Annotated in this window: 16 protein-coding genes; 7 read left to right on the forward strand and 9 right to left on the reverse strand. The window is 71.1% G+C overall.

Annotation, left to right across the window (positions count from 1 at the left end; all coding sequences use genetic code 11):
- Nucleotides 1–11: 11 nt before the first annotated feature.
- Complete coding sequence (locus tag AB0L65_RS43600; RefSeq protein WP_364258654.1) at nt 12–659, reverse strand: HAD family hydrolase; 648 nt, start codon at nt 657–659, stop codon at nt 12–14.
- A complete protein-coding gene (locus tag AB0L65_RS43605) occupies nt 656–1,102 on the reverse strand; it encodes a MarR family transcriptional regulator (protein WP_364258657.1) in 447 nt (148 codons plus the stop codon). The genes AB0L65_RS43600 and AB0L65_RS43605 overlap by 4 nt, the downstream gene beginning before the upstream one ends.
- 80 nt (nt 1,103–1,182) lie before the next feature.
- Between AB0L65_RS43605 and AB0L65_RS43610 the strand changes: the two genes are divergently transcribed.
- Complete coding sequence (locus AB0L65_RS43610) at nt 1,183–1,611, forward strand: SgcJ/EcaC family oxidoreductase (RefSeq protein ID WP_364258660.1); 429 nt, start codon at nt 1,183–1,185, stop codon at nt 1,609–1,611.
- On the opposite strand, the gene AB0L65_RS43615 is transcribed toward AB0L65_RS43610, so the two are convergent.
- Nucleotides 1,577–2,125 carry an AAA family ATPase gene (locus AB0L65_RS43615; RefSeq protein WP_364258663.1) on the reverse strand — a complete coding sequence of 183 codons (549 nt, stop codon included), beginning with the start codon at nt 2,123–2,125 and terminating at the stop codon, nt 1,577–1,579. The genes AB0L65_RS43610 and AB0L65_RS43615 overlap by 35 nt on opposite strands.
- Before the next feature lie 64 nt (nt 2,126–2,189).
- On the reverse strand, nt 2,190–3,725 hold the full coding sequence (locus AB0L65_RS43620) for a long-chain fatty acid--CoA ligase (RefSeq protein WP_364258666.1): 1,536 nt from the start codon (nt 3,723–3,725) through the stop codon (nt 2,190–2,192).
- Nucleotides 3,726–3,866: 141 nt separating this feature from the next.
- On the opposite strand from AB0L65_RS43620, the gene AB0L65_RS43625 reads away from it, so the two are divergent.
- Nucleotides 3,867–5,411, forward strand: coding sequence for a GMC family oxidoreductase N-terminal domain-containing protein (locus AB0L65_RS43625; protein WP_364258669.1), 1,545 nt, complete (start codon nt 3,867–3,869; stop codon nt 5,409–5,411).
- Nucleotides 5,412–5,455: 44 nt separating this feature from the next.
- Nucleotides 5,456–6,709, forward strand: a complete 1,254-nt coding sequence (locus tag AB0L65_RS43630; RefSeq protein WP_364258672.1) for a cytochrome P450 — start codon at nt 5,456–5,458, stop codon at nt 6,707–6,709.
- Here AB0L65_RS43630 and AB0L65_RS43635 read toward each other — a convergent pair.
- Complete coding sequence (locus AB0L65_RS43635) at nt 6,697–7,989, reverse strand: MFS transporter (protein ID WP_364258675.1); 1,293 nt, start codon at nt 7,987–7,989, stop codon at nt 6,697–6,699. The genes AB0L65_RS43630 and AB0L65_RS43635 overlap by 13 nt on opposite strands.
- A 75-nt stretch (nt 7,990–8,064) precedes the next feature.
- Here AB0L65_RS43635 and AB0L65_RS43640 point away from each other — a divergent pair, with 75 nt between their 5' ends.
- The gene (locus tag AB0L65_RS43640) at nt 8,065–8,946 is read left to right on the forward strand and encodes an alpha/beta hydrolase (RefSeq protein WP_363966313.1); all 882 of its coding nucleotides are present in this window, start codon (nt 8,065–8,067) and stop codon (nt 8,944–8,946) included.
- Here AB0L65_RS43640 and AB0L65_RS43645 read toward each other — a convergent pair.
- Nucleotides 8,936–9,982 (reverse strand): methyltransferase domain-containing protein, encoded by a 1,047-nt coding sequence (locus tag AB0L65_RS43645; RefSeq protein WP_364258678.1) that lies wholly within the window; start codon nt 9,980–9,982, stop codon nt 8,936–8,938. The genes AB0L65_RS43640 and AB0L65_RS43645 overlap by 11 nt on opposite strands.
- A gap of 217 nt (nt 9,983–10,199) precedes the next feature.
- On the opposite strand from AB0L65_RS43645, the gene AB0L65_RS43650 reads away from it, so the two are divergent.
- A complete protein-coding gene (locus tag AB0L65_RS43650) occupies nt 10,200–11,441 on the forward strand; it encodes a cytochrome P450 (protein ID WP_364258681.1) in 1,242 nt (413 codons plus the stop codon).
- On the opposite strand, the gene AB0L65_RS43655 is transcribed toward AB0L65_RS43650, so the two are convergent.
- A complete protein-coding gene (locus tag AB0L65_RS43655) occupies nt 11,442–13,388 on the reverse strand; it encodes a hypothetical protein (RefSeq protein ID WP_364258684.1) in 1,947 nt (648 codons plus the stop codon).
- Between the two features lie 562 nt (nt 13,389–13,950).
- Here AB0L65_RS43655 and leuS point away from each other — a divergent pair.
- The gene (gene leuS, locus AB0L65_RS43660) at nt 13,951–16,401 is read left to right on the forward strand and encodes a leucine--tRNA ligase (RefSeq protein ID WP_364258687.1); all 2,451 of its coding nucleotides are present in this window, start codon (nt 13,951–13,953) and stop codon (nt 16,399–16,401) included.
- Nucleotide 16,402: 1 nt separating this feature from the next.
- On the opposite strand, the gene AB0L65_RS43665 is transcribed toward leuS, so the two are convergent.
- Entirely contained in the window at nt 16,403–17,371 is a 969-nt protein-coding gene (locus AB0L65_RS43665) for a TIGR03557 family F420-dependent LLM class oxidoreductase (protein ID WP_364258690.1), read from the reverse strand.
- 29 nt (nt 17,372–17,400) lie between these two features.
- On the reverse strand, nt 17,401–17,823 hold the full coding sequence (locus tag AB0L65_RS43670; protein WP_364258693.1) for a hypothetical protein: 423 nt from the start codon (nt 17,821–17,823) through the stop codon (nt 17,401–17,403).
- A gap of 165 nt (nt 17,824–17,988) precedes the next feature.
- Between AB0L65_RS43670 and AB0L65_RS43675 the strand changes: the two genes are divergently transcribed.
- Complete coding sequence (locus AB0L65_RS43675; protein WP_364258696.1) at nt 17,989–21,090, forward strand: PDZ domain-containing protein; 3,102 nt, start codon at nt 17,989–17,991, stop codon at nt 21,088–21,090.
- The last annotated feature ends 533 nt before the right edge of the window (nt 21,091–21,623 follow it).

Raw genomic sequence — 21,623 nt, forward strand, 5'->3', positions numbered from 1 at the left:
ATCCGGGCGGTTCAATTCAGCTGGATCAGCAGCTCGATGGCGGAGAGCGCGTCGGTCACCGTGTGATCGGCCACGACCCCGCCGGTGACTCCCCGGTCGATCCAGATCGTCCGCAGCCCCGCCCGGCGGCCGCCCTCGACGTCCTTCTCGGGGTCGTCGCCGATGACCCAGCCGCCCGATTCCAGCGACGCGCCGCATCTCCGGGCGGCGATCTCGAACAGCCGTACGTCGGGCTTCCGCACGCCTTCCGCCCCCGAGATCGCCCAGCCGTCCACGCGGGTCGCGAGCCCCGTACGCTCGATCTTGCCGGTCTGGTTGTCGGCCATCCCGTTCGTCGCGATGCCCACCGCCCATCCGGCCGCCCGCAGCCGGTCGAGCCCGTCGAGCACCTCGCCGGGGCAGTGGACCAGGTGCGGCAGCCGGGCCCGGTACGCCGCCCACAGCTCGTCGGCCGGCTCGGCCAGCCCGAACCGGTCGCGTACCAGCCGGAAGAACGTGTCCATGGGCAGGGACCCGTCCGCGTCGGTCGCCACCATCCACGCCGCAGCCCCCTCGCCGAGCCCTCGCTCGGCGGCGAACTCGGCGGCCCACAGCTCGAAGGCGGCCAGCCGGTCGATCAGCGTGTTGTCCAGGTCGAAGAGGGCCAGGCGTCGGGTCATGCGTCCCGCGCCGCGATGAGCTCGTCGGTGGCCGACCGGTACGCCGTCGCGGCCCGCTCGAAGTAGTCGAACAACGTGGCCCGCTCCGCCTCCGGATATCCCTGCAGCAACTCGGCCAGCCGGGCCCTGGTCCCCGCCAGCACCTCGTCGAGCCGTTCCGGCCGGCCCACCGACTCGACCATCACCTTGCGCCGGTCCGCGGGGTCGGGCGCGCGGTGTGCGTACCCGCCCTGCTCCAGCCGGTCGATGAGCCGCGTCGTGGCGCCGGTGGTCAGCCCCGTCTGGGCGGCCAGCTCGCCGGAGGTGAGCGGGCCGGTGAGGTCGAGCAGGTTGAGCGCGTAGTAGTCGGTGGCGTTGAGCCCGGCGGCCTCGGCGGCGGCCAGGCTGTTGAGCACCATCGCGCTCAGGTAGCGCCGGAAGACGGCGCTCGGGTCGGTTGACAAGCCCAACTCCTCTTCCTTAAGTTGATATCTGCATGAGGGCAGAGATTTAACTAGTGCAAATAATATCAGAGGGAGCGGCAATGATCACCAGCGAGATCCAGAACCTGTTCACCGAGCTGGAGAGCGCCTGGGACCGCGGCGACGGCGTCGCGTACGGGGCGTGCTTCACGGAGGACGCCAGCTACACGACCTTCGTCGGCACCGTCTACCACGGCCGCGACGACCTGGCCACCGGTCACCAGGCCCTCTTCGACACGGTGCTCAAGGGCACGAAGATGTTCAACGAGATCACGGAGGTGCGCTTCTACGGCCCCGGCGCCGCCGTGGTCACCGGCAGGGGAGACGTGGCCAGGAAGCGCCCCGCCAAGCCGGCCAAGGTGCAGACGTACACGCTGGTCCGCGAGGCCGACGGCAGGTGGCGCATCGCGTCCTTCCACAACACCCGGCGCCGGCCGCTGATGGAGGCGGTGTCGTTCAGGTACGTGCCGGCCAGCCGGCCGCGCGGATGAGGAACGCGGCCCGCTCCTCGACCGGCGCCCGGGGCAGCGTGACCACCGAATAGCCGTAGTCGGCGTAGGCCCGCACGACCGCGTCGTACGTCCGCTCGGCCTCCCCGAGGCTCTGCCTCCGCTCGCTGTCGTGCTCGTAGATCTCCGGCCACGGCGGCGCGGCGAACACGCGCCGGTGATAGCGGTACGTCCGCGCCGCGTTGTGCAGGTGCCGCGGCACCGTACGTCCCAGCATGCGCAGATATCCGATCGTGTCGACCAGCCCCCGATCGAAGACCACGGGCCCCGTCCCCGAGGCGGCGTGGTAGGACCGCAGGTCCCACGCCAGCATCAGCTCGGCGAACAGCTCCGGGTCCAGCCACGGCAGTGCCGGCCCCGAGATCGCCACCTGATCCCGGATGATCGCCCGCCCGGCCTCCGGCTGCACCCGGAACCCCAGCGAGGCGAGGTGCTCGACCAGGGTGCTCTTCCCGGCGCCCGGCCCTCCGGTGATGACGACGTATCCGTCCGCCACGAGACCTCCGCAAAGAGAAAGGCGCGGGCAGAGTGCCCGCGCCTGAGGGAAAGGAGTCGACCGGTTACCGCAGCTCGCGCTTGAGGATCTTGCCCGTGGCCGTCATCGGCAGGGAGTCGCGGAACTCGACCATCCGGGGGTACTTGTAGGCCGCCATGTTGTCCTTGGCCCAGGCGATCAGCTCGTCCTCGGTGATCGCAGAGCCCGGCGCGGGGATGACGTACGCCTTGATCTCCTCGCCGTGGGACTCGTGCGCGACCCCCACCACGGCGGCCAGCGACACGGCCTCGTGGGTCATCAGGACCTCTTCGAGCTCCCGCGGGTAGACGTTGAAGCCGCCACGGATGATCATGTCTTTGGCCCGGTCGATGATGGAATAGTAGCCGTCCGCGTCACGGGTCGCGATGTCGCCCGTGCGGAACCAGCCGTCGTTCATCACCTCGGCCGTCGCCTCCGGGCGGCCGTAGTAGCCCTTCATGATGTTGTGGCCGCGGACGGCGATCTCGCCGGGGCCCTCGCCCTCGACGGTCTTCCAGTCGCCGTCGACCAGCTTCATCTCCACGCCCCAGATCGGGGTGCCGATGGTGCCGGGCTTGGTGGGGCGGCCGAGCTGGTTGAAGCTGGCCACCGGCGACGTCTCCGACAGGCCGTACCCCTCCAGGATGCCGACGCCGAAGGTGCGCTCGAAGTCCTTGAGCACCTCCACCGGCGAGGACGCGCCGCCCGCGACGGCGACGCGCAGAGAGCGGGGCACCTCCACGCCGTCCGCGTGGATCTTGGTGAGCATGCCCCAGTACATCGTCGGCACCCCGGCGAAGAACGTGACCTCCTCCTTGGCCATGAGCGCCAGCGCGTCGCCCGGGTCGAAGCGCGGCAGCAGCACGACGGTGGCGCCGCGCAGGAAGCCGGTGTTCATGACCACGGTCTGGCCGAAGGAGTGGAACAGCGGCAGGACCGCCAGGTACGTGTCGCCCTCGTCGGAGCGGGGGAACATCTTGTCGCTGACCATGGCGTTCAGCAGCATGTTCTGGTGGCTGAGCTCGGCGCCCTTGGGCTGGCCCGTGGTGCCCGAGGTGTAGAGGATCACCGCGGTGTCGTCCGGCGACGTCTGCACGGTCTCGAACTCGCCCGCCATGCCGCCCAGCGCTGCCCAGATCGACTCGCCGTACTCGGACTCGGTCGCGAGCGGGGTCGCGGGCAGCACGAAGAAGTGCTCGCAGCCCTCCGCGGCCTCGAAGCCCGCCTTGCCGCGCTCGCCCAGCGGCAGCTCGGGGGTGCCCTCGAAGCAGAAGAAGGCCTTGGCGTCGCTGTCGCCGAGATGGTAGGTGATCTCCCGCGACTGCAGCAGCACGTTGAGCGGCACCACCGTGGCGCCGGCCTTCAGGATGCCGAAGTAGACGAACGGGAAATACGGCAGGTTGGGGCACGCCAGCGCCACCTTGTCCCCCTTGCCGACACCGCGGGCGACCAGGAGGTTCGCGACCTGGTTGGCTATGGTGTCGATCATGGAGTACGGCAGCCGCATGTCGCCGAAGACGATGGCGGTGCCGTCGGGGGTGTTCCTGGCGCTGTCCTCCAGGACGGTCGACAGGTTGAGCATGGCGCCTTCCTCCTCAAAGCCGGGGCTTGGGCGCCATCCTCGCAGGACCCCATACCGACCGGTAGGTAACGGAGGTCACAACTGCGTATGGACGTGCCGCCCGGCCTGGAGTAAGCAAGTAACAAGTTACTTGGAGGAGCCATGGAGTACGACTACGTGATCGTCGGGGCGGGATCCGCCGGGTGTGTGCTGGCCAACAGGCTCTCGGCCGATCCCGGCGTGACGGTCGCGCTGGTCGAGGCGGGCGGCCAGGACGACAAACTGGAGATCCGCATGCCCGCGGGCTTCGCCAAGCTGTTCAAGACCGACTACGACTGGAACTACACCACGGCCAAACAGGGCGAGATGTCGGGCCGCGAGCTCTACTGGCCCCGGGGCCGCGTGATCGGCGGCTCGTCCTCGCTCAACGCCCAGATGTGGGTACGCGGCTGCGAGCGCGACTACGACCAGTGGGGCGTCCCGGGCTGGTCGTACGGCGAGGTCCTGCCGTACTTCACCAGGGCCGAGCACCGCGTCGGCAGCAACGAGGGCGGCGTCTACGGCACCTCCGGACCCCTCTACATCTCCGAGCTGCGCAGCCCCAACGTCACCACCGCCGCCTTCCTCAAGGCGTGCGAGGAGCTCGGTCTCACCCGGCTCAAGGAGCTGAACGGCCCCTCCAACGAGGGCTACAGCCCCACCCCCGTCACCCAGAACCGGGGCCGCAGATGGAGCTCGGCCGACGCCTACCTGCGCCCGGCCAAGGGGCGGCCCAACCTCCACGTGATCACCGGGGCCACCGTGGACCGGGTGGTGTTCGAGGGCAGGCGCGCGATCGGCATCGAGCACGGCGGCGGGGCCCAGGTCAGGGCCAAGGGTGAGGTCATCCTGTCCGCGGGCGCGATCGGGTCCCCGTACCTGCTGATGCGCTCCGGCGTGGGCGCCCCCGACGAGCTGCGCGACGCCGGGGTCACCGTCGTGCACGAGCTGCCCGAGGTCGGCAAGAACCTCCAGGACCACCTTTCGAGCGGCGTGTACGTCGAGTGCAAGCAGCCGGTGACGCTGACCAAGGCCGAGTCGATCAGCAACCTGCTGCGTTACATCGTGCTGCGCTCCGGCATGCTCACCACGAACGTGGGTGAGGCGGTCGCGTTCATCAGGACCTCGGCCGAGGAGCCCGCCCCCGACATCGAGCTGATCTTCGCGCCCGGGCCGTTCGTCGACCACGGCCTCACCCCGCCGACCGGACACGGGCTCACCGTCGGCGTCGTGCTGCTGCAGCCGGAGAGCCGCGGCAGGGTCGGGCTCAATGGCCGGGACGTGGTCATCGACCCCGCCTACCTGAGCGCGGAGGCCGACGTCAAACGCCTGGTCGCGGGGCTGAAGACGGCCAAGCAGGTCTTCGCCACGGCCGCGATGAAGCCGTGGGCGGGCGGGCCGATGGCGCCGTACTGGGCGCCGGAGAGCGACGAGGAGCTAGCGCGGTGGGTGCGCGAGCGCGGCGAGACGCTCTACCACCCGGTCGGCACCTGCCGCATGGGGACGGACGACGCCTCCGTGGTCGACCCCTCCCTGCGCGTACGCGGGGTCGAAGGGCTCAGGGTCGTCGACGCGTCGGTGATGCCGACGTTGAACCGCGGCCACACCCATGCCCCGGCTATCATGATCGGCGAAAAGGCAGCCGATCTGATCGGGAAGCACCGGTAAGTGCCCCTTGACGTAAGTGGGCACTTGCAGAAGGCTTGTGTGATATGACACTGTCCGCTGACCTGGACCTGTCGCAGATCCCGTTCTGGGGCCTGCCGCAGTCCGAGCGCAATGAGGCCTTTCGCAGGCTGAGACAGATGGACCGCCCGGTCTTCATGCGGGAGCAGATCCTGCCGTTCATCGGCGGCGGCCCCGGCTTCTACGCCCTGGTGCGCCACGCCGACGTGACCGAGGCCAGCAGGAACGCGGCCGTGTTCAGCAGCGAGCCCTGCTCCAACAGCATCCCCGACATGCCCCGCTGGCTGAGCGTGTACTTCGGCTCCATGATCAACATGGACGACCCGAGGCACGCGCAGTTACGGCGGATCGTCTCCAGGGCCTTCACGCCGCGCATCCTGGCGAAGATGGAGGAGGACCTCGCCAGGGCCGCCGCCGAGATCGTGGACGACGCGATCGAGCAGGGGCCGGGCGACTTCGTCGCGCAGGTGGCCGCCAAGCTCCCCGTACGGGTCATCTGCGACATGATGGGGATCCCGGCCGAGTTCCATGACATGGTGCTGCAGCAGACCAACGTCATCCTGGGCAACGCCGACCCCGAGTACACCGGCGTCGGCACCGACCTCACCCGCCGCAACGTCGCCAAGGGCCTGGGCAAGCTGCTGCGCGCCGGCTACTCCCTCAACCGGCTGGCCGCCCGCCTCGGCGACGAGCGGCGCAAGCGCCCCACGGGCGACCTGGTCAGCCTGCTGGTCAACGGCGAGGAGCGGCTCAGCCCGCAGCAGCTCGGGTCGTTCTTCATCCTGCTCGTGGTGGCGGGCAGCGAGACCACCCGCAACGCCATCGCGCACGGCCTCAGGCTCTTCACCGAGCATCCCCACCAGCGCGCGATCCTGCTGAACAACTTCGACGGCCACATCGTCACCGCGTGCGACGAGATCATCCGCTACGCCACGCCGGTGATCCAGTTCCGCCGCACGCTGACGCGGGACCACGAGATGAACGGCATGCGGTACAAGAAGGGCGACAAGGTGCTGCTCTTCTACAACTCCGCCAACCGCGACGAGGCCGTCTTCGCCGACCCCGACACCTTCGACATCACCCGCGACCCCAACCCGCACGTCGGCTTCGGCGGGCCCGGGCCGCACTACTGCCTGGGCGCGCACCTGGCGCGCAGGGAGATGACCGTGATGTTCCGCGAGCTGTTCACCCGGGTGCCGCACATCAAGGCCGTGGGCGAGCCCGACCACCTGCTGTCCAACTTCATCAACGGCATCAAGCACATGAGCTACACCTTCTGACCTGCGCGCCGGAGCAGCGCCACCGGCAGCAGCGCTCCGGCCAGCGCCAGCCCGGCCGCCACCAGCAACATCGAGGTGACCCCCGCCCGGTACGGCGCCGCCAGCACGGCCACGCCCACGGCCGTGCCGACCTGCTTGACCGTGTTCACGACGCCGGTGGCCATGCCCACCCGGTCCATCGGCGCGGTCAGGCCGACCTGGTTGGCGACGACGTTCCCGGCGCCCAGGCCCAGGCCGCCGAGGAACAGCCCGAACATGATCGGCGTCCACGGGTCGGCCGCGGGGACGCTCATGACCAGCAGCGCGACCCCGATCAGCGCCGGACCGGCGGCGATGAGCACGCCCATCGGCCACCGGTGCAGCACCCGGCCGATCGCGACGGGCCCGATGACGGCCGCCGCGCTGAAGGCCAGGAAACGCGTGCCCGCCTCGACGGGGCTGGTGTGCAGCTCGCCCTGCACGTACAGGGTGAGGTACGTGAACGCGCCCAGCAGCGCCGCCAGCATGAGCAGCGTCGTCCCCGAGCCGACCGCGAACACCCCGTTCCTGAAGAGCCCGAAGTCGATCATCGGCTCGGCCGAGCGCCGCTCCACGACCACGAACGCCGCCAGCAGGACCAGCCCCGCCACCAGCAGCCACGGGAGGTCGTGGATGAGCGCCGGGATGATCGCGAACAGCGCCGCCGCGACCAGCACGATCCCCGCCGGGTCGAGGTGGCCCCTGCCGCGCGACTCCGCCACCCGTTGCCGCAGCGCCACCAGCACGAACGCGCCGATCGGCAGGTTGATCAGGAAGATCGCCCGCCAGCCGAACGCCCCCGTCAGCGCCCCGCCCACGACCGGGCCCAGCGTCATGGCCAGGCCGGAGACCGCGCTGAAGATCCCGAGCGCCTTGCCCCGCTCCGGCCCCTCGGGGTACACGGAGGCGATCAACGGCGTCGTGGTCCCGTACAGCGCCGACGCGCCCAGGCCCTGCACGCCCCTGGCCAGGTCGAGCAGGGGCGCCGTCGGCGCCAGGGCGCAGGCCAGCGAGGCCAGCGTGAAGACCGAGACCCCGACCGTCAGCAGCCGGCGCCTGCCGTAGCGGTCGGCCAGGACCCCGGCGGGTAACAGGACCGCGGCCAGCGTGAGCGCGTACGCGTCCACCACCCACTGCACCTCGGGCAGGCTCGCCCCCAGGCCGGAGCGGATGTCGGGCAGCGCGATCGTCACGGCGGTCAGGTCCACCACGACGAGCACGATGGTCAATGACGCGAGCGCGAGCACCCATCCCCGCCGCATGAGTTCTCCTCTGTGAGGCAGCCCCCTTCGAGTAGTGGTACTCCTGAGGCGGGCCGAATGCTAGGTTTCGCAGTCATGGAGATCAGGACTATCCACGCCAACGGGGTGGAGTTCGCGTATCTGTCGTTGGGTGAGGGGCCGCTGGCGCTGTGCCTGCACGGCTTCCCCGACTCCGCGCACACCTGGCGGCACCTGATGCCCGCGTTGGCCCAGCGCGGCTACCGCGCGGTCGCGCCGTTCATGCGGGGATACGCGCCCACCGAGGTGCCCGCCGACGGCGCGTACGAGGACGCCGCGCTGGTCGCCGACGTCCGCGCGCTGCACGAGGAGCTCGGGGGCGACGAGGACGCGGTCGTCATCGGGCACGACTGGGGCGCCTTCCCCGTGTACCACCTGGCAGGACGTTTCCGGCGCGCCGTCACGCTCGCGGTGCCGCCGCCCGGCTCGCTCGGCGCCGGGTTCCTGGAGTACGAGCAGCTCAAGCGGTCGTTCTACGTCTTCCTCTTCCAGACGGCCGTGGGCGAGGCGGCCGCCGCCAGCCCCGGCTTCCTCGAGAACCTCTGGCGCGACTGGTCGCCCGGCTACGACGCGCGCGAGGACCTGGAGTTCGTACGGCGCAGCATCGGCGAGCCCGCCAACCTGAGCGCGGCCCTCGGCTACTACCGGGCCATGCTCGGCACCACGCCTCCGTCCGGCCGCTACCCGGCGCTGGAGGGCGGGATCACCGCCCCCGTCCTGTTCCTGCACGGCGCCCAGGACGGATGCCTGAGCGCCGAGCTGGCCAAGAACGCGATGAGCCACCTGCCCCCGGGGTCGCGGGCCGAGCTGGTGGCGGGCGCCGGGCACTTCCTTCACCTGGAGCGCCCGGCCGAGGTCAACCGGCTGATCCTGGACTGGCTCGGCTCGCCGTCCGCGGCCGAGATGACCCAGGTCCGCCCGCGGGGGTTCACCTCCTGACGCGGCCCGCCTCCTTCCTGAGGACCGCGATCTCCGGATGCTGCCCCGAGAGGCTGACCCGGACCGCCTCCTCCAGCGCGAACCCGCGCGGGATCCCGTCGTGCACCAGTGCCACGGCGAGCCCGTCGGAGGCCAGTACCCGCCGGACCTCCCGCCAGAGCGGGCCGAGGTCCCGCGCGAGCAGCCCGCGGGGCGGCACCTGACGCCCCCAGGGCGGGTTCACCAGCACCCGGTCCACGCTCCCGTCGGCCAGCGGGATCCGCCCGCCGTCCGCCACCCCCCACCCGAACGCCGCCCCGACCCCGGCGCTTGCTGCGCCTGCGGCCCGTGCGTTGGCGGTCGCGGCGCGGAGTGCGGCCGGGTCGTGGTCGAAGCCCAGGAGACGCGCCCCGGGGGCCAGCGCGTGGGCCTCGATGAGCGTCGTGCCCGCGCCGCAGCACGGGTCGAGCACCGTCCCCGCGCCCCCGAGGCGGGCCAGCGCCGCCATGGCGGCGGCCACCGGCGGGTGCAGCGTGCCCCGGATCGAGTCCGTCTTGTACGCCCGCCGGTGCAGCGGCCGGTCCGCCAGCCGCAGCGCGATGAGCGCCCGGTCGCCCTCGATGGTCACCCGCCACGCCATCGCGTCCCGTGGCGGTCGCGCGCCGTCCCTCCTGGAGTGGTACGGCAGCCGCAGCGGCCGCGCCAGCTCGGCCCCGACCGCGTCCTCGATCTCGAACCGGGTGTAGTTGCGCCGCCCGACGAACGACGCCGACACCTCCACCCCGCTGCCCGTCAGCCCTCCCAGGCTCACGGAGCGGGCCGCGCGGGCCAGCCGGCGCAGCGCGGAGCGGCCGTGGCCGATCCCGTCCACCACGGCGGCGGCCAGCAGCACGTCGTCCGCGGTCCGCAGGCCCGTCAGGTCGGCTCCCGGCGCGGCCTCGAACCACACCTCGCGATGGCGCACCCCGTGCACCACGCCCAGCCGGGAACGTCGAATCTCCGTGGCCACCAGGGGCTCGATGCCATGCACCGCCCTGGCCACGGCAAAGGTATGCACGTGTCCTTCTCCCACGTCGCGACCCGGGACGGCGCTCGCTCAGCCGTCCCGCATCGCCGGCGGTGGGGTCGTCCGCGACCCGCCGGCGGATCGCTACCGGAGGTGGAAGAAGAACGTCATGCGCGCCACCCTAGAGCCCGCCCGCCACCGGGAGCCACTGGTTTTCCGGGCCACGAGCACATTGACGTAAGTGGTTGCTTTCACAAAAGATGGGCTTATGAGCGTCCTTGACTTCGATCTGTCGGATCGCGACTTCTGGGCCAGGCCCATGAGCGAGCGCGAGGAGGCGTTCGAGCGGCTGCGCGCGCTGGAGACCCCCGCCTTCTTCCAGGAGATGGAGATCGACTTCGCGCCCAGGGGCCCCGGCTACCACGCCCTGGTCAAGCACGCCGACATCCTCGAGGCCAGCCGCAACCCCGAGGTCTTCTGCTCGGGCGACGGCGGCGCGACGAACATCCCCGACATGCCCGCCGAGTTCGCCGAGTACTTCGGCTCGATGATCAACATGGACGACCCGCGCCACGCCAGGCTGCGCAGGATCGTCTCGCGCGCGTTCACGCCCAAGATGATCAAGCAGTTCGAGGCGGACGTGGAGGCGGCGGCCGCCGGCATCGTGGACGACCTGCTGGCGAAGGGGCCGGGCTGCGACTTCGTCACCGAGGTCGCCGCGCGCCTCCCGCTGAAGATCATCTGCGACATGATGGGCATCCCCGAGCGGGACTACCGGTTCGTCTTCGAGCACTCGAACGTCATCCTCGGCGGCTTCGACCCCGAATACGGCGGCGCCGATCTCACCCAGCTCGCCGAGCGCCTGCTCACCGCCGGCATGGAGCTCCAGCAGCTCGTCCAGGGCCTCGCCGCCCATCGCGCCGAGAACCCCACGGACGACCTGACGTCGTCCCTGGTCAACGCCAACATCGACGGCGAGCGGCTGACGATGCAGGAGCTGGGGTCGTTCTTCATCCTGCTGGTGGTGGCGGGCAACGAGACCACCAGGAACGCCATCTCGTACGGGCTGCGCCTGCTCACCAACAACCCCGACCAGCGCGCGCTCTGGCTGGAGGACATCGACGGGCACGCGCCCGGCGCCGTGGAGGAGATCGTCCGGCTGGCCTCCCCGGTGAACTTCATGCGTCGCAAGGTCACCAGGGACCACGAGATGAACGGGCACCTCTACCGCAAGGGCGAGAAGGCGGTCCTGTTCTACTGGTCGGCGAACAGGGACGAGAGCGTGTTCGCCGACCCGCACCGCTTCGACATCACCCGGCAGCCCAACCCGCACGTCGGCTTCGGCGGGCCCGGTCCCCACTTCTGCCTGGGCGCGCACCTGGCCAGGCGGGAGATCACGGTGATGTTCCGCGAGCTGCTGCGCCGCCTGCCGCGGATCGAGGGCGGCCGGCCCGACCGGCTGCACTCCATGTTCATCAACGGGATCAAGCACATGGAGTGCGACTTCTGATCAGCCCTGGGCGCCGATCCTCAGCTGGTTCATGACCGTGCGGATGTCGGGCAGGAGCTGCTTGCTGTCCGCCGGGATCGACATGTAGACGATGGCCGGGAGGTTGCCGCCGGTGTTGACGGCCATCGTCACGATCGTGGCCTTCTCGCTCTCCGACGTCAGCGAGTACGCGATCAGCCGTCCCGTGTTGTCGCCCACCTTGATCGGCTGCTGGGCGATCTTGCGGACCTTGTTGCCGGTGGGGAAGAAGCGCTTGCGCGCGTCCAGCACCACCTGCTTGATGACCGGCTCCAGGTTGTCCTTCTCGTAGTACGAGGCCAGCTTCTGCGGCAGCGGGCCCGACATGAGCTGGGCGCTCGTGTCCTGCGTGATCGGGACGAACTGGCGGGTGTCGTAGTTGTACGTGGCCTTGACGGTGGTACGCGTGTCCAGCCGCCACGTGCCGCCCAGGCGCGGGAGCGAGATCCCGGCGGCGGCGTCGGGCACCCTGCCGAGGACCGGGGCGGTCTTGCCCGGGTACTTCGGCAGCGCGCCGATCGTGGTCGAGGTCCTTGTGGAGCTCGGCTTCTGCGAGGCGGTCGGCTTCTCGGCCACGGTGTTGGAGGCCGCCGGGTCGTCACCGGCCAGCGGGCCGGCGAGGAACGCCCACAGCAGCGCCGCGACCAGCGCGATCGCCACGGAGCCGCCGAGCGCGTAGATCCAGATGGGCCTGCCCTGACTCTCCTCCTCCAGGGAGTCCTCGTCGCCCATGGCCTGGTAGTCGTCGCCGAAGACGGTGTTCCAGAGCTCCTGCTGGCGCTCCGGCGGCGGTGTGCGGGAGCCGCTGATCTGGCCTGCGGTCACGAACGGGCGGTCGGGGTCCGAGGGGTCGCGGTTCAGGTTCGAGCCGGGGCGCGGGGCGCCGGTGTCCTCGGCGGGGGGCGTGGCGCTGATGTTCGATGAGTCCATGGTGGGGGAGGGGGTGGCGCGGTCGTTGAGCAGGTTCTCCGTGTGCTGGGCGTACGTCATCGTCCGCTCTTCGGAAGGGTGTGCCTGCCGGGGCGGCGCGTGCGCGCCCTGCGGAAGGTCGTCGACCTGGTACATGGCCGTCGCCTGCTCCGGGGAGCCGGCGTTGTCCCGATCGGCGGGGGGCCAGGGGGCGGGGGAGGAGAGGTTCGACCAGGAGCCGGCGGGCTGGGGCGGCGGCTGTTCCCACGCCGGGATCGGGTCCGGCGGCTGCTCCCATGCCGGGATCGGGTCCGGCACCGGGCGCTCCCCGCCTCGCGGGGGGAACTCCGAGCCGCCCCGTGCCGGGGCCTCGGACCAGGAGGCCGGCCCGGCGGCGCCCTGCTGAGGCCCGTCCGGCCATGAGGACGGCCCGCCGGGGAGCGAGGACGGCCCGCCCGGGAGCGGCGACGGTCCGCCGGGGAGCGGAAGGTCGGGCCGGGAGGACCGCCCGCCCTGCGGTGCGGCATCCGGCCACGAGGACGGGCCGTTCTGCGGCGGGGCGTCGGACCAGGAGGACGGCCCGTTCTGCGGCGGGGAGTCCGGCCACGAGGAGGGGCCGTTCTGCGGAGGAGAGTCGGGCCAGGCGGTCGGCGCGCTCTGCGGGGACGCCTCCGGCCAGGAGGACGGTCCGGCGTTCTGCGGCGACGAGTCGGGCCAGGAGGACGGGCCCGCCGCGCTCGAGGGCGGCACGTCCGGCCAGGAGGAAGGGCCGGAGGCGCCCTGCGGGGAGGGCTCGGGCCAGGAGGGGCCGGTGGCGTCGCGGGCCGGCGGGGCCGGCCAGGAGGGTCCGGTGGCGCCCTGGGGCGGCAGGTCCGGCCACGACTGCGGGCCCCCGGCCTCGGAACGGGCGGGCTCGGGGCGGGACCTGCGGGGTGGCTCCGGCCAGGAGTCGTCCGTGCGCGGCGGCTCGGGCCACGCCGGGTCCTGCTGAGCGGACCTCGGGGCCTCGGGCCAGGACATGGGGACCTCCGTTGCGGGGGAGCCGGGCGCGTCGCGGCGCGGTGCGTCTGGCCAGGACGGTGGCAGGTGTGGTCCGGAATTCTCCGTTGCCATTGCTGCCGGCCCTCCCGAGTATCTGTCCGGATAGCCCGTTATATCCGGATTTGACGTACCAGGCATGATCTCATGGGATTTTCCAGGAGATACAGGTGGTTCCGCAGCGAAACGAGCGAAGCCGTGCGGATCCGTCGGCGGGTCCTGCATGGGCAGGCCTGCCTCCGGTCGCTCGGGCTCAACTGGGTACACCACGGTGACAAGGGTATTCATAGGGGACGAATGAGGTCACAACGGATACATCACCATCAGGTCTCGCTGGACCTGAAGGGTCCATTGTGCCTGCGGACCTCGATCGAGTATCTGCATTCAGCCGAAGACGTGCGCTAGGCTTGACACATGCGTTCCGCGACCCTGCTTCTTAGCGGGCCGCGACGGCCCTGAAGATTCTCGCCGTCGCGGCTACCCCTCGTTGTGTGCACGGGGGGTTTTCTTATGGGGTCCGAATCAAGCCAGAAGGACAGTAGCCGTGAGTGAGTACGATCCGCAGGCGCTGCAGGCCAAGTGGCAGCAGCGGTGGGAGGAGCAGGAACCCTACCGGGCGAGCGAAGACCCGGCTGACCCGCGCGAGCGCCGCTACATGCTCGACATGTTCCCCTACCCGTCCGGCGACCTGCACATGGGGCACGCCGAGGCCTTCGGGCTGGGCGACGTGGTCGCTCGTTACTGGTACCAGCAGGGTTACAACGTCATGCACCCGATCGGGTGGGACTCCTTCGGCCTGCCGGCGGAGAACGCCGCGATCAAGCGGAACGCCCACCCGGCCGAGTGGACCTACGCCAACATCGAGACGCAGGTCACCTCGTTCAAGCGCTACGCGCTGTCCTTCGACTGGTCGCGCCGTCTGCACACCAGCGACCCCGACTACTACCGCTGGAACCAGTGGCTGTTCAACCGGTTCTTCGAGCGCGGCCTGGCCTACCGCAAGGGCGGCCTGGTCAACTGGTGCCCCAACGACCAGACCGTGCTGGCCAACGAGCAGGTCGTGGCCGGCAAGTGCGAGCGCTGCGGCGCCGACGTCGTCCGCCGCGAGCTGACGCAGTGGTACTTCAAGATCACTGACTACGCGCAGCGCCTGCTGGACGACATGGACCAGCTGCAGGAGGGCTGGTCCGAGCGGCTGCTGACCATGCAGCGCAACTGGATCGGCCGCTCCGAGGGCGCCGACGTGCTGTTCGAGATCGAGGGCCGCGAGGAGCCGGTCCACGTCTACACCACGCGGCCCGACACGCTGTTCGGCGCCACCTTCTTCGTGGTCGCCGTGGACGCCAAGCTGGCCGACGAGATCGTCACCGACGAGCACCGCGCCGAGTTCGAGGCCTACCGCCGCGAGGTCGCCAAGCTGAGCGACATCGAGCGGCTGTCCACCGACAAGGAGAAGACCGGCGTCTTCCTGGGCCGCTACGCGGTCAACCCGGTCAACGGCGAGCGCATCCCGGTCTGGGCGGCCGACTACGTGCTGTCCGACTACGGCCACGGCGCCATCATGGCCGTGCCCGCCCACGACCAGCGCGACCTGGACTTCGCGGTGAAGTTCGAGCTGCCGGTGAAGGTCGTCGTGCACACCGGCCTGGCCGACCCGGGCGAGACCGGCGAGGCCACGCCGGGCGAGGGCACGCTGGTCAACTCCGGGCCGCTCGACGGCCTGACCAAGGTCGAGGCCATCTCCAAGATCATCGAGATCCTGGAGCGCGAGGGCAGGGGCACGGGCGCGGTCAACTACCGGCTGCGCGACTGGCTGCTGTCCCGCCAGCGGTTCTGGGGCACGCCGATCCCGATCATCCACTGCGGCGACTGCGGCGAGGTGCCCGTCCCCGACGAGCAGCTGCCGGTCACGCTGCCCGACATGCGCGGCGAGGCACTGGCCCCCAAGGGCGTCTCCCCGCTGGCCAGCGCCACCGAGTGGGTCAACGTCGAGTGCCCCAAGTGCGGCGGCGCGGCCAAGCGCGACACCGACACGATGGACACGTTCGTCGACTCGTCGTGGTATTACCTGCGTTACTGCTCGCCCGGCTACACCGACGGCCCGTTCGACGTCGAGCGGGTGCGCAAGTGGGGCCCGATCGACCAGTACGTCGGCGGCATCGAGCACGCGGTGCTGCACCTGCTCTACTCGCGGTTCTTCACCAAGGTCCTGCACGACATGGGCATGGTCGACTTCACCGAGCCGTTCCGGCGCATGCTGAACCAGGGCCAGGTGATCAACGGCGGCAAGGCCATGTCCAAGTCCCTGGGCAACGGCGTGGACCTGGGCCAGCAGATCGACGACTTCGGCGTCGACGCCGTGCGCCTGACCATGGTCTTCGCCGGGCCGCCCGAGGACGACATCGACTGGGCCGACCTCTCGCCGGCCGCGTCGCTCAAGTTCCTGGCCCGCGCGCTGCGCGTCATGTCCGAGGTGGACAGCGCGCCCGGCGTGGCGTTCGAGGGCGGCGACGTGGAGCTGCGCAAGGTCACCCACCGCACGATCGACGAGGTCACCAAGCTGGTCGAGTCCTACCGCTTCAACGTCGCGGTGGCGCGCATGATGGAGCTGACCTCGGCCACGCGCAAGGCCATCGACTCCGGCCCCGGCGCGGGCGACCCCGCGGTGCGCGAGGCCGCGGAGACGCTGGCGATCATGCTGTCGCTGGTGGCCCCGTACACCTCCGAGGAGGGCTGGGAGCGGCTGGGCCGCACCGGCGCCGTCGCCTTCGCCGGGTGGCCGGTGGCCGAGCCCGCGCTGCTGGTGCAGGAGTCGGTCACCTGCGTGGTGCAGGTGGCGGGCAAGGTGCGCGACCGGCTGGAGGTCTCGCCGGACATCACCGAGGACGAGCTGCGGCAGCTGGCGCTGGCCTCGGAGAAGGTCGCCCCCTACCTGACGAACTCGCCCCGCAAGGTGATCGTCCGGGCGCCCAAGCTGGTCAACATCGTCCCGTAACTCATAGCTCGCGCAGGGCCGGCAGCAGCTCCTTCTCCGCCCAGTCGAAGAAGGGCTGCTGCTGGTCGTGCCCGATCTGGACGAGCGCGACGTGGGTGTACCCGGCGTCGGCGAACTGCCTGACGCCCTGCACGACCGCGTCCACGTCGTTGCCGCACGGCACGCTCTGGGCCACGTCTTCGGGGCGTACGGTGCCGGTCGCGGCGGCGAAGTTCACCGGAGCGGGCAGCTCGGCCATGACCTTCCAGCCGCCGGCGGCCGCCCAGCGCCACAGTCGGTGTGCCCGATCCCTGGCGGCCTCGGGATCGGTGTCGTAGGCGATGGGCAGCTGCCCGTACACGGGCCTGCCGTGCCCGCCCGCGGCGTTGAACTGCCTGACCACGTCCGGCAGCGGTTCGTTGACCACCAGCATGTCGCCGTACTCGGCGGCGATCTCCGCGGACTGGCCGCCCGAGGCGGCGATGGCGAGCGGGACCGGCCGCTCCGGCAGGTCGTAGAGCTTGGCCGAGTCGACGTCGTAGAACTCGCCCTGGTACGTGACGTAGTCGCCGCCGAACAGCAGCTTGATGATCCGGATCGCCTCGGCGAACATCCGGTGCCGGGTGTCCACGGGCGGCCAGCCCTCGCCGATGACGTGCTCGTTCAGGTTCTCGCCCGCCCCGAGGCCCAGCGTGAACCTGCCTTCGGTCAGCACACCCATGGTCGCCGCCTTCTGGGCCACCACGGCCGGGTGGTAGCGCATGATGGGGCAGGTCACGTACGTCATGAGCGGCAGTCGCCGGGTGACCTGGGCCGCCGCGCCGAGCACCGACCAGCAGTACGGCGAGTGCCCCATCTCCTCGATCCACGGGAAGTAGTGATCGGAGATGACCGCGTAGTCGAAGCCGATCCGCTCGGCTACCGCGGCGTGATCGACCAGCTCCCGCGCGGGGGTCTGCTCGGACATCAAGGTGTAGCCGATTTGTACCATATGGTGCCGCGTACCCGGGTTTGTCGGTCTTAGTCGGTGGACTGGAGCTCCTCGAGCACCAGCCCTATGCCGATGCCGAGCAGCCAGATGTCCTTGACCAGCCCGATGCCCTGCTCGGACGGGCGCAGGCTGCCCTCCTGCCGCATCCCCGGCGTCCTGAGATACAGGCCGACCAGCCCCGCCGCGAACCCGGTCAGAGCGGCCCCCGCCACCAGCGACGGCACGATCGGCACGAGCAGCGCGGTCCCGATCGCGATCTCGCTTCTGGAGAGCAGCCTGGTGAAGGCCACCGGGTCCATGTCGCGCAGGAACGGGTACGTGTTCGCGGCCATGCCGTGCAGGCCCGCCGCGGTCTGCTCGTCGGCGTGGACCTTGCTGAGCCCGGAGTTGAGGATGACGGCCGCGGCCGCCAGGCGGGACGGGAGCTGGTGTGGACGGGCGCAAAACTTCATAGTCAACCCTCTTCCCGGCATTTCGGGCACATCCCCTACTTGACAGTTCGCGGGACGTGGTGGGCCCGTTCGGGGGAGAATTCTTGGGCTGACCTTGGCATCTGGCATTAATGTGCACATGTGACAAATGGCGCATACCTCAGATACCCGCATATCCACGGTGACATGGTCACCTTCGTCGCAGACGACGATGTCTGGCTGGCTCCCCTGTCCGGAGGCAGGGCCTGGCGGTTCACCGCCGACCGCGTCCCGGTGTCGCACCCGAGATTCTCGCCCGACGGCACGCGCATCGCGTGGACGGGCGGCAAGGAGGGCGCGCCGGAGGTGTTCGCGGCCGGGATCGACGGCCCCGAGGGCGAGCGGCTGACCTACTGGGGTAGCGCCACGACCGGCGTACGCGGCTGGACGGGCGAGGGCCACGTGCTGGCGATCACCGCGGCCGGGCAGAGCGAGCGGGGCCGGACCTGGGCGTACGCGGTGCCGCTCGACGGCGGCCCCGCCACGCGCCTGCCGTCCGGGTGGGTCAGCGACGTGGCCGTCAGCGGCGCGCGGGTGGCCACCGTGTCGCCGATGTGGCGCGAGCCGTCACAGTGGAAGCGGTACCGGGGCGGCACGGCCGGCAAGATCTGGGTCGACGCGGAGGGCGACGGGGAGTTCGCCCGCCTGTTCGCCGACAGCACCGCGCAGTACTGGGCGGTCAACTGGGTGGGGGACCGGCTCGTCTTCCTGTCCGACGTCGACGGCGTCGGCAACCTCTACTCCGCCCTGCCCGACGGGTCCGACCTGCGCCGGCACAGCGATCACCAGGAGTTCTACGCCCGCCACGCCGCCGGCGACGGGGAGCGGGTCATCTACAGCCACGCCGGGGACCTGTGGCTGCTGGAGAGTCTGGACGCGGAGCCGTACCGGCTGGACGTGACGCTGGGCGGGCCGCGGCCGGGGCGGGCCAAGCGCCCCGCGCCGCTGCGGGTCGGCGCGTTCTCGCCGGACGCGAGCGGGCGGGCCAGCGCCGTGGAGATCCGCGGCACCGCCCACTGGGTGACCCACCGCGACGGGCCCGCCGGCGTGCTGCGGGCGCAGCCGGGCGTCCGCGTACGGCTGCCGCGGGTGCTCGACACGGACGGCCGGGCCGTCTGGGTGTCGGACGCCGGCGGCGAGGACGGGCTGGAGATCGGCACGCCGGGCGGCGAGGTCAGGACGCTGGCCACCGGGGAGCTCGGGCGGGTGCTCGAACTGACGGTCTCGCCCGACGGCAAGCACGTGGCGGTCGCCACGCATGACGGGCGGCTGCTGGTCGTCGACGTCGAGTCCGGAAATATCCGGCAGCTCGACCGGACCACGCAGGGAGACGTCAGCGGGCTCACGTTCTCGCCCGACTCGGGGTGGCTGGCCTGGGTGCACCCGCACCACGAGCCGCTGTCGCAGATCAAGATGGGGCGGGTCGACGGGACGTCGGTGATCGACGTGACGTCGGTGCGGTTCTCCGACTTCGACCCGATGTTCACCAAGGACGGGAAGCACCTGGCGTTCCTGTCGGTGCGGACCTTCGACCCGGTGTACGACGCGCACGTCTTCGACATGTCCTTCCATGGCGGGTGCAAGCCGTACATCGTGCCCCTGCAGGCCACCACGCCGTCGCCGTTCGACCCCTCCCTGCAGGGACGCGGGTTCAACGGCGAGGACGACAAGCCCGCCAAGGACGACAAGAAGGACGACTCCGCGCCGCGTACCGAGGTCGATCCCGAAGGGCTCCCCTCGCGCGTGGTGCCGGTGCCGGTGCCCGCGGGCCGCTACGGCAACCTGCGCACCGCCAAGGACGCCCTGCTCTGGCTGCGCCACCCCCTCGCGGGGCAGCTCGGCGACGGCACCGAGCCGGTCACCGAGATCGTGCTCGAACGCTACGACCTCAAGAAGCGCGCCAAGGCCGAGCTGGGCAAGGAGGTGCGTGCGTTCGAGGTCAGCGGCGACGGCGGCAGGCTCGTCACCAACGGCAAGAACGGCCTGCAGACCCGCGCCGCCACCGAGGGCGACGAGGTCGTCTCCATCGACCTCGACCGGATCGCCGTGGAGATCGACCCGATCGCCGAGTGGCGGCAGGGCTTCCGTGAGGCCGGCCGCCTCATGCGCGACCACTTCTGGCGCGAGGACATGAACGGCGTCGACTGGCAGGGCGTGCTCGACCGTTACGAGCCCCTCGTGGGGCGCATCGGCGCCCACTCCGAGCTGATCGACCTGCTCTGGGAGACGCAGGGCGAGCTGGGCACCTCCCACGCGTACGCGAGCGCCAATGACGCCGGCGCCGACCCGCGCCGCCGCCAGGGGCTCCTGGGCGCGGACCTCGCCAGGGACGACGACGGCGTGTGGCGGGTCGTACGCATCCTGCCCGGCGAGTCCTCCGACCACGACGCGCGCTCCCCGCTGCTCGCGCCCGGGGTGGCCGTCCGTCCCGGCGACGCGATCGTCGCGGTGGGGGGTCGTCCCGTGGATCCGGTACGCGGTCCGCTGGCCCTCCTGGCGGGCACCGCCGGCCAGCCCACTGAGCTGACCGTACGGCCGGCCGCCGGTGGCGACACCCGCCGCGTCGTGGTCAGCCCGATCGCGGAGGACACCCGGCTGCGTTACCACGACTGGGTGGAGAGCCGCCGTGCCCGCGTCCGGGAGGCCTCCGGCGGCAGGCTCGGATACCTGCACGTGCCCGACATGGTGGCGACGGGGTGGGCGCAGTTCCACCGCGACCTGCGTACCGAGATGGCCTTCGACGGGCTGGTCGTGGACGTGCGCGAGAACGGCGGCGGGCACCTGTCGGAGCTCGTGCTGGAGAAGCTGTCCCGCAAGGTCACGGGGTGGGCGCGGGCACGCGGCTATGAGCCGATGCGCTACCCGGAGGACTCGCCCCGGGGGCCGATCGTGACGATCACCGACGAGTTCGCGGGCTCGGACGGGGACATCGTCAGCGCCGGGATCAAGATCCGCGGCATCGGCCCGCTGGTGGGGACGCGGACGTGGGGCGGGGTGATCGGCATCGACTCCCGGTACTCGCTGGTCGACGGGACGCGGGTCACGCAGCCCCGGTACTCGTTCTGGCTCGAAGGGCACGGCTGGGGCGTGGAGAACTACGGGGTGGAGCCGGACATCGAGGTGGTGATCACGCCGCAGGATCGGGTGGCGGGGCGGGACCCGCAGCTCGAGAAGGCGATCGAGCTGGCGCTGGCCGCCCTCGAAGAACACCCACCCGCCACGCCGCCGGACCTCCCGCCGCTGCAGTAACCTCGCCGCGGTAACCCCCACTCACCGCCTCACCCACCGCCCCGACCGGCACCCGGCCGCCGGCCTCGCCGTCGGGGCCCCTGCCCACTCACCCCCATTCGCCACTTCGACCGGCACCTGGCCACCAGCCTCGCCGTCGAGGCCCACCCCCCTACGCCTCATGTCCATACCGACGTGCCGCGCCCCGAGCGTTCCCTCCGCTCCACCCACCTCCGGTACCGGGCCGCACCCCTGCCGACCTCCGCACTAACGCCGCGCCGCCACGCCACACCACCACGCCACACCACCACGCCGCCGCGCAACGTCGCCACACCGAGTCGCCACATCGAGCCGCGCGCCTTTGACGCCGGCACGCCGTACTGCTGGGCCGCCCATGCCATCGCTCCGCGCAGCCCGCCGTTCCCTTCCTCCACGCGATGCGTGCCGCGCCACCCCATCCGCCGCGCCATTCGCGCGCCCAGTGGGACGGGCGGCTGCCTGGGCACCCCGTTGCCCGGTGTGCGGGTCCATCACCACCCAGCCGGGCGGCGTGG

Origin of the sequence: Nonomuraea sp. NPDC052116 (assembly GCF_040680035.1) — a bacterium.
Classification (GTDB): Bacteria; Actinomycetota; Actinomycetes; order Streptosporangiales; family Streptosporangiaceae; genus Nonomuraea; species Nonomuraea angiospora_A.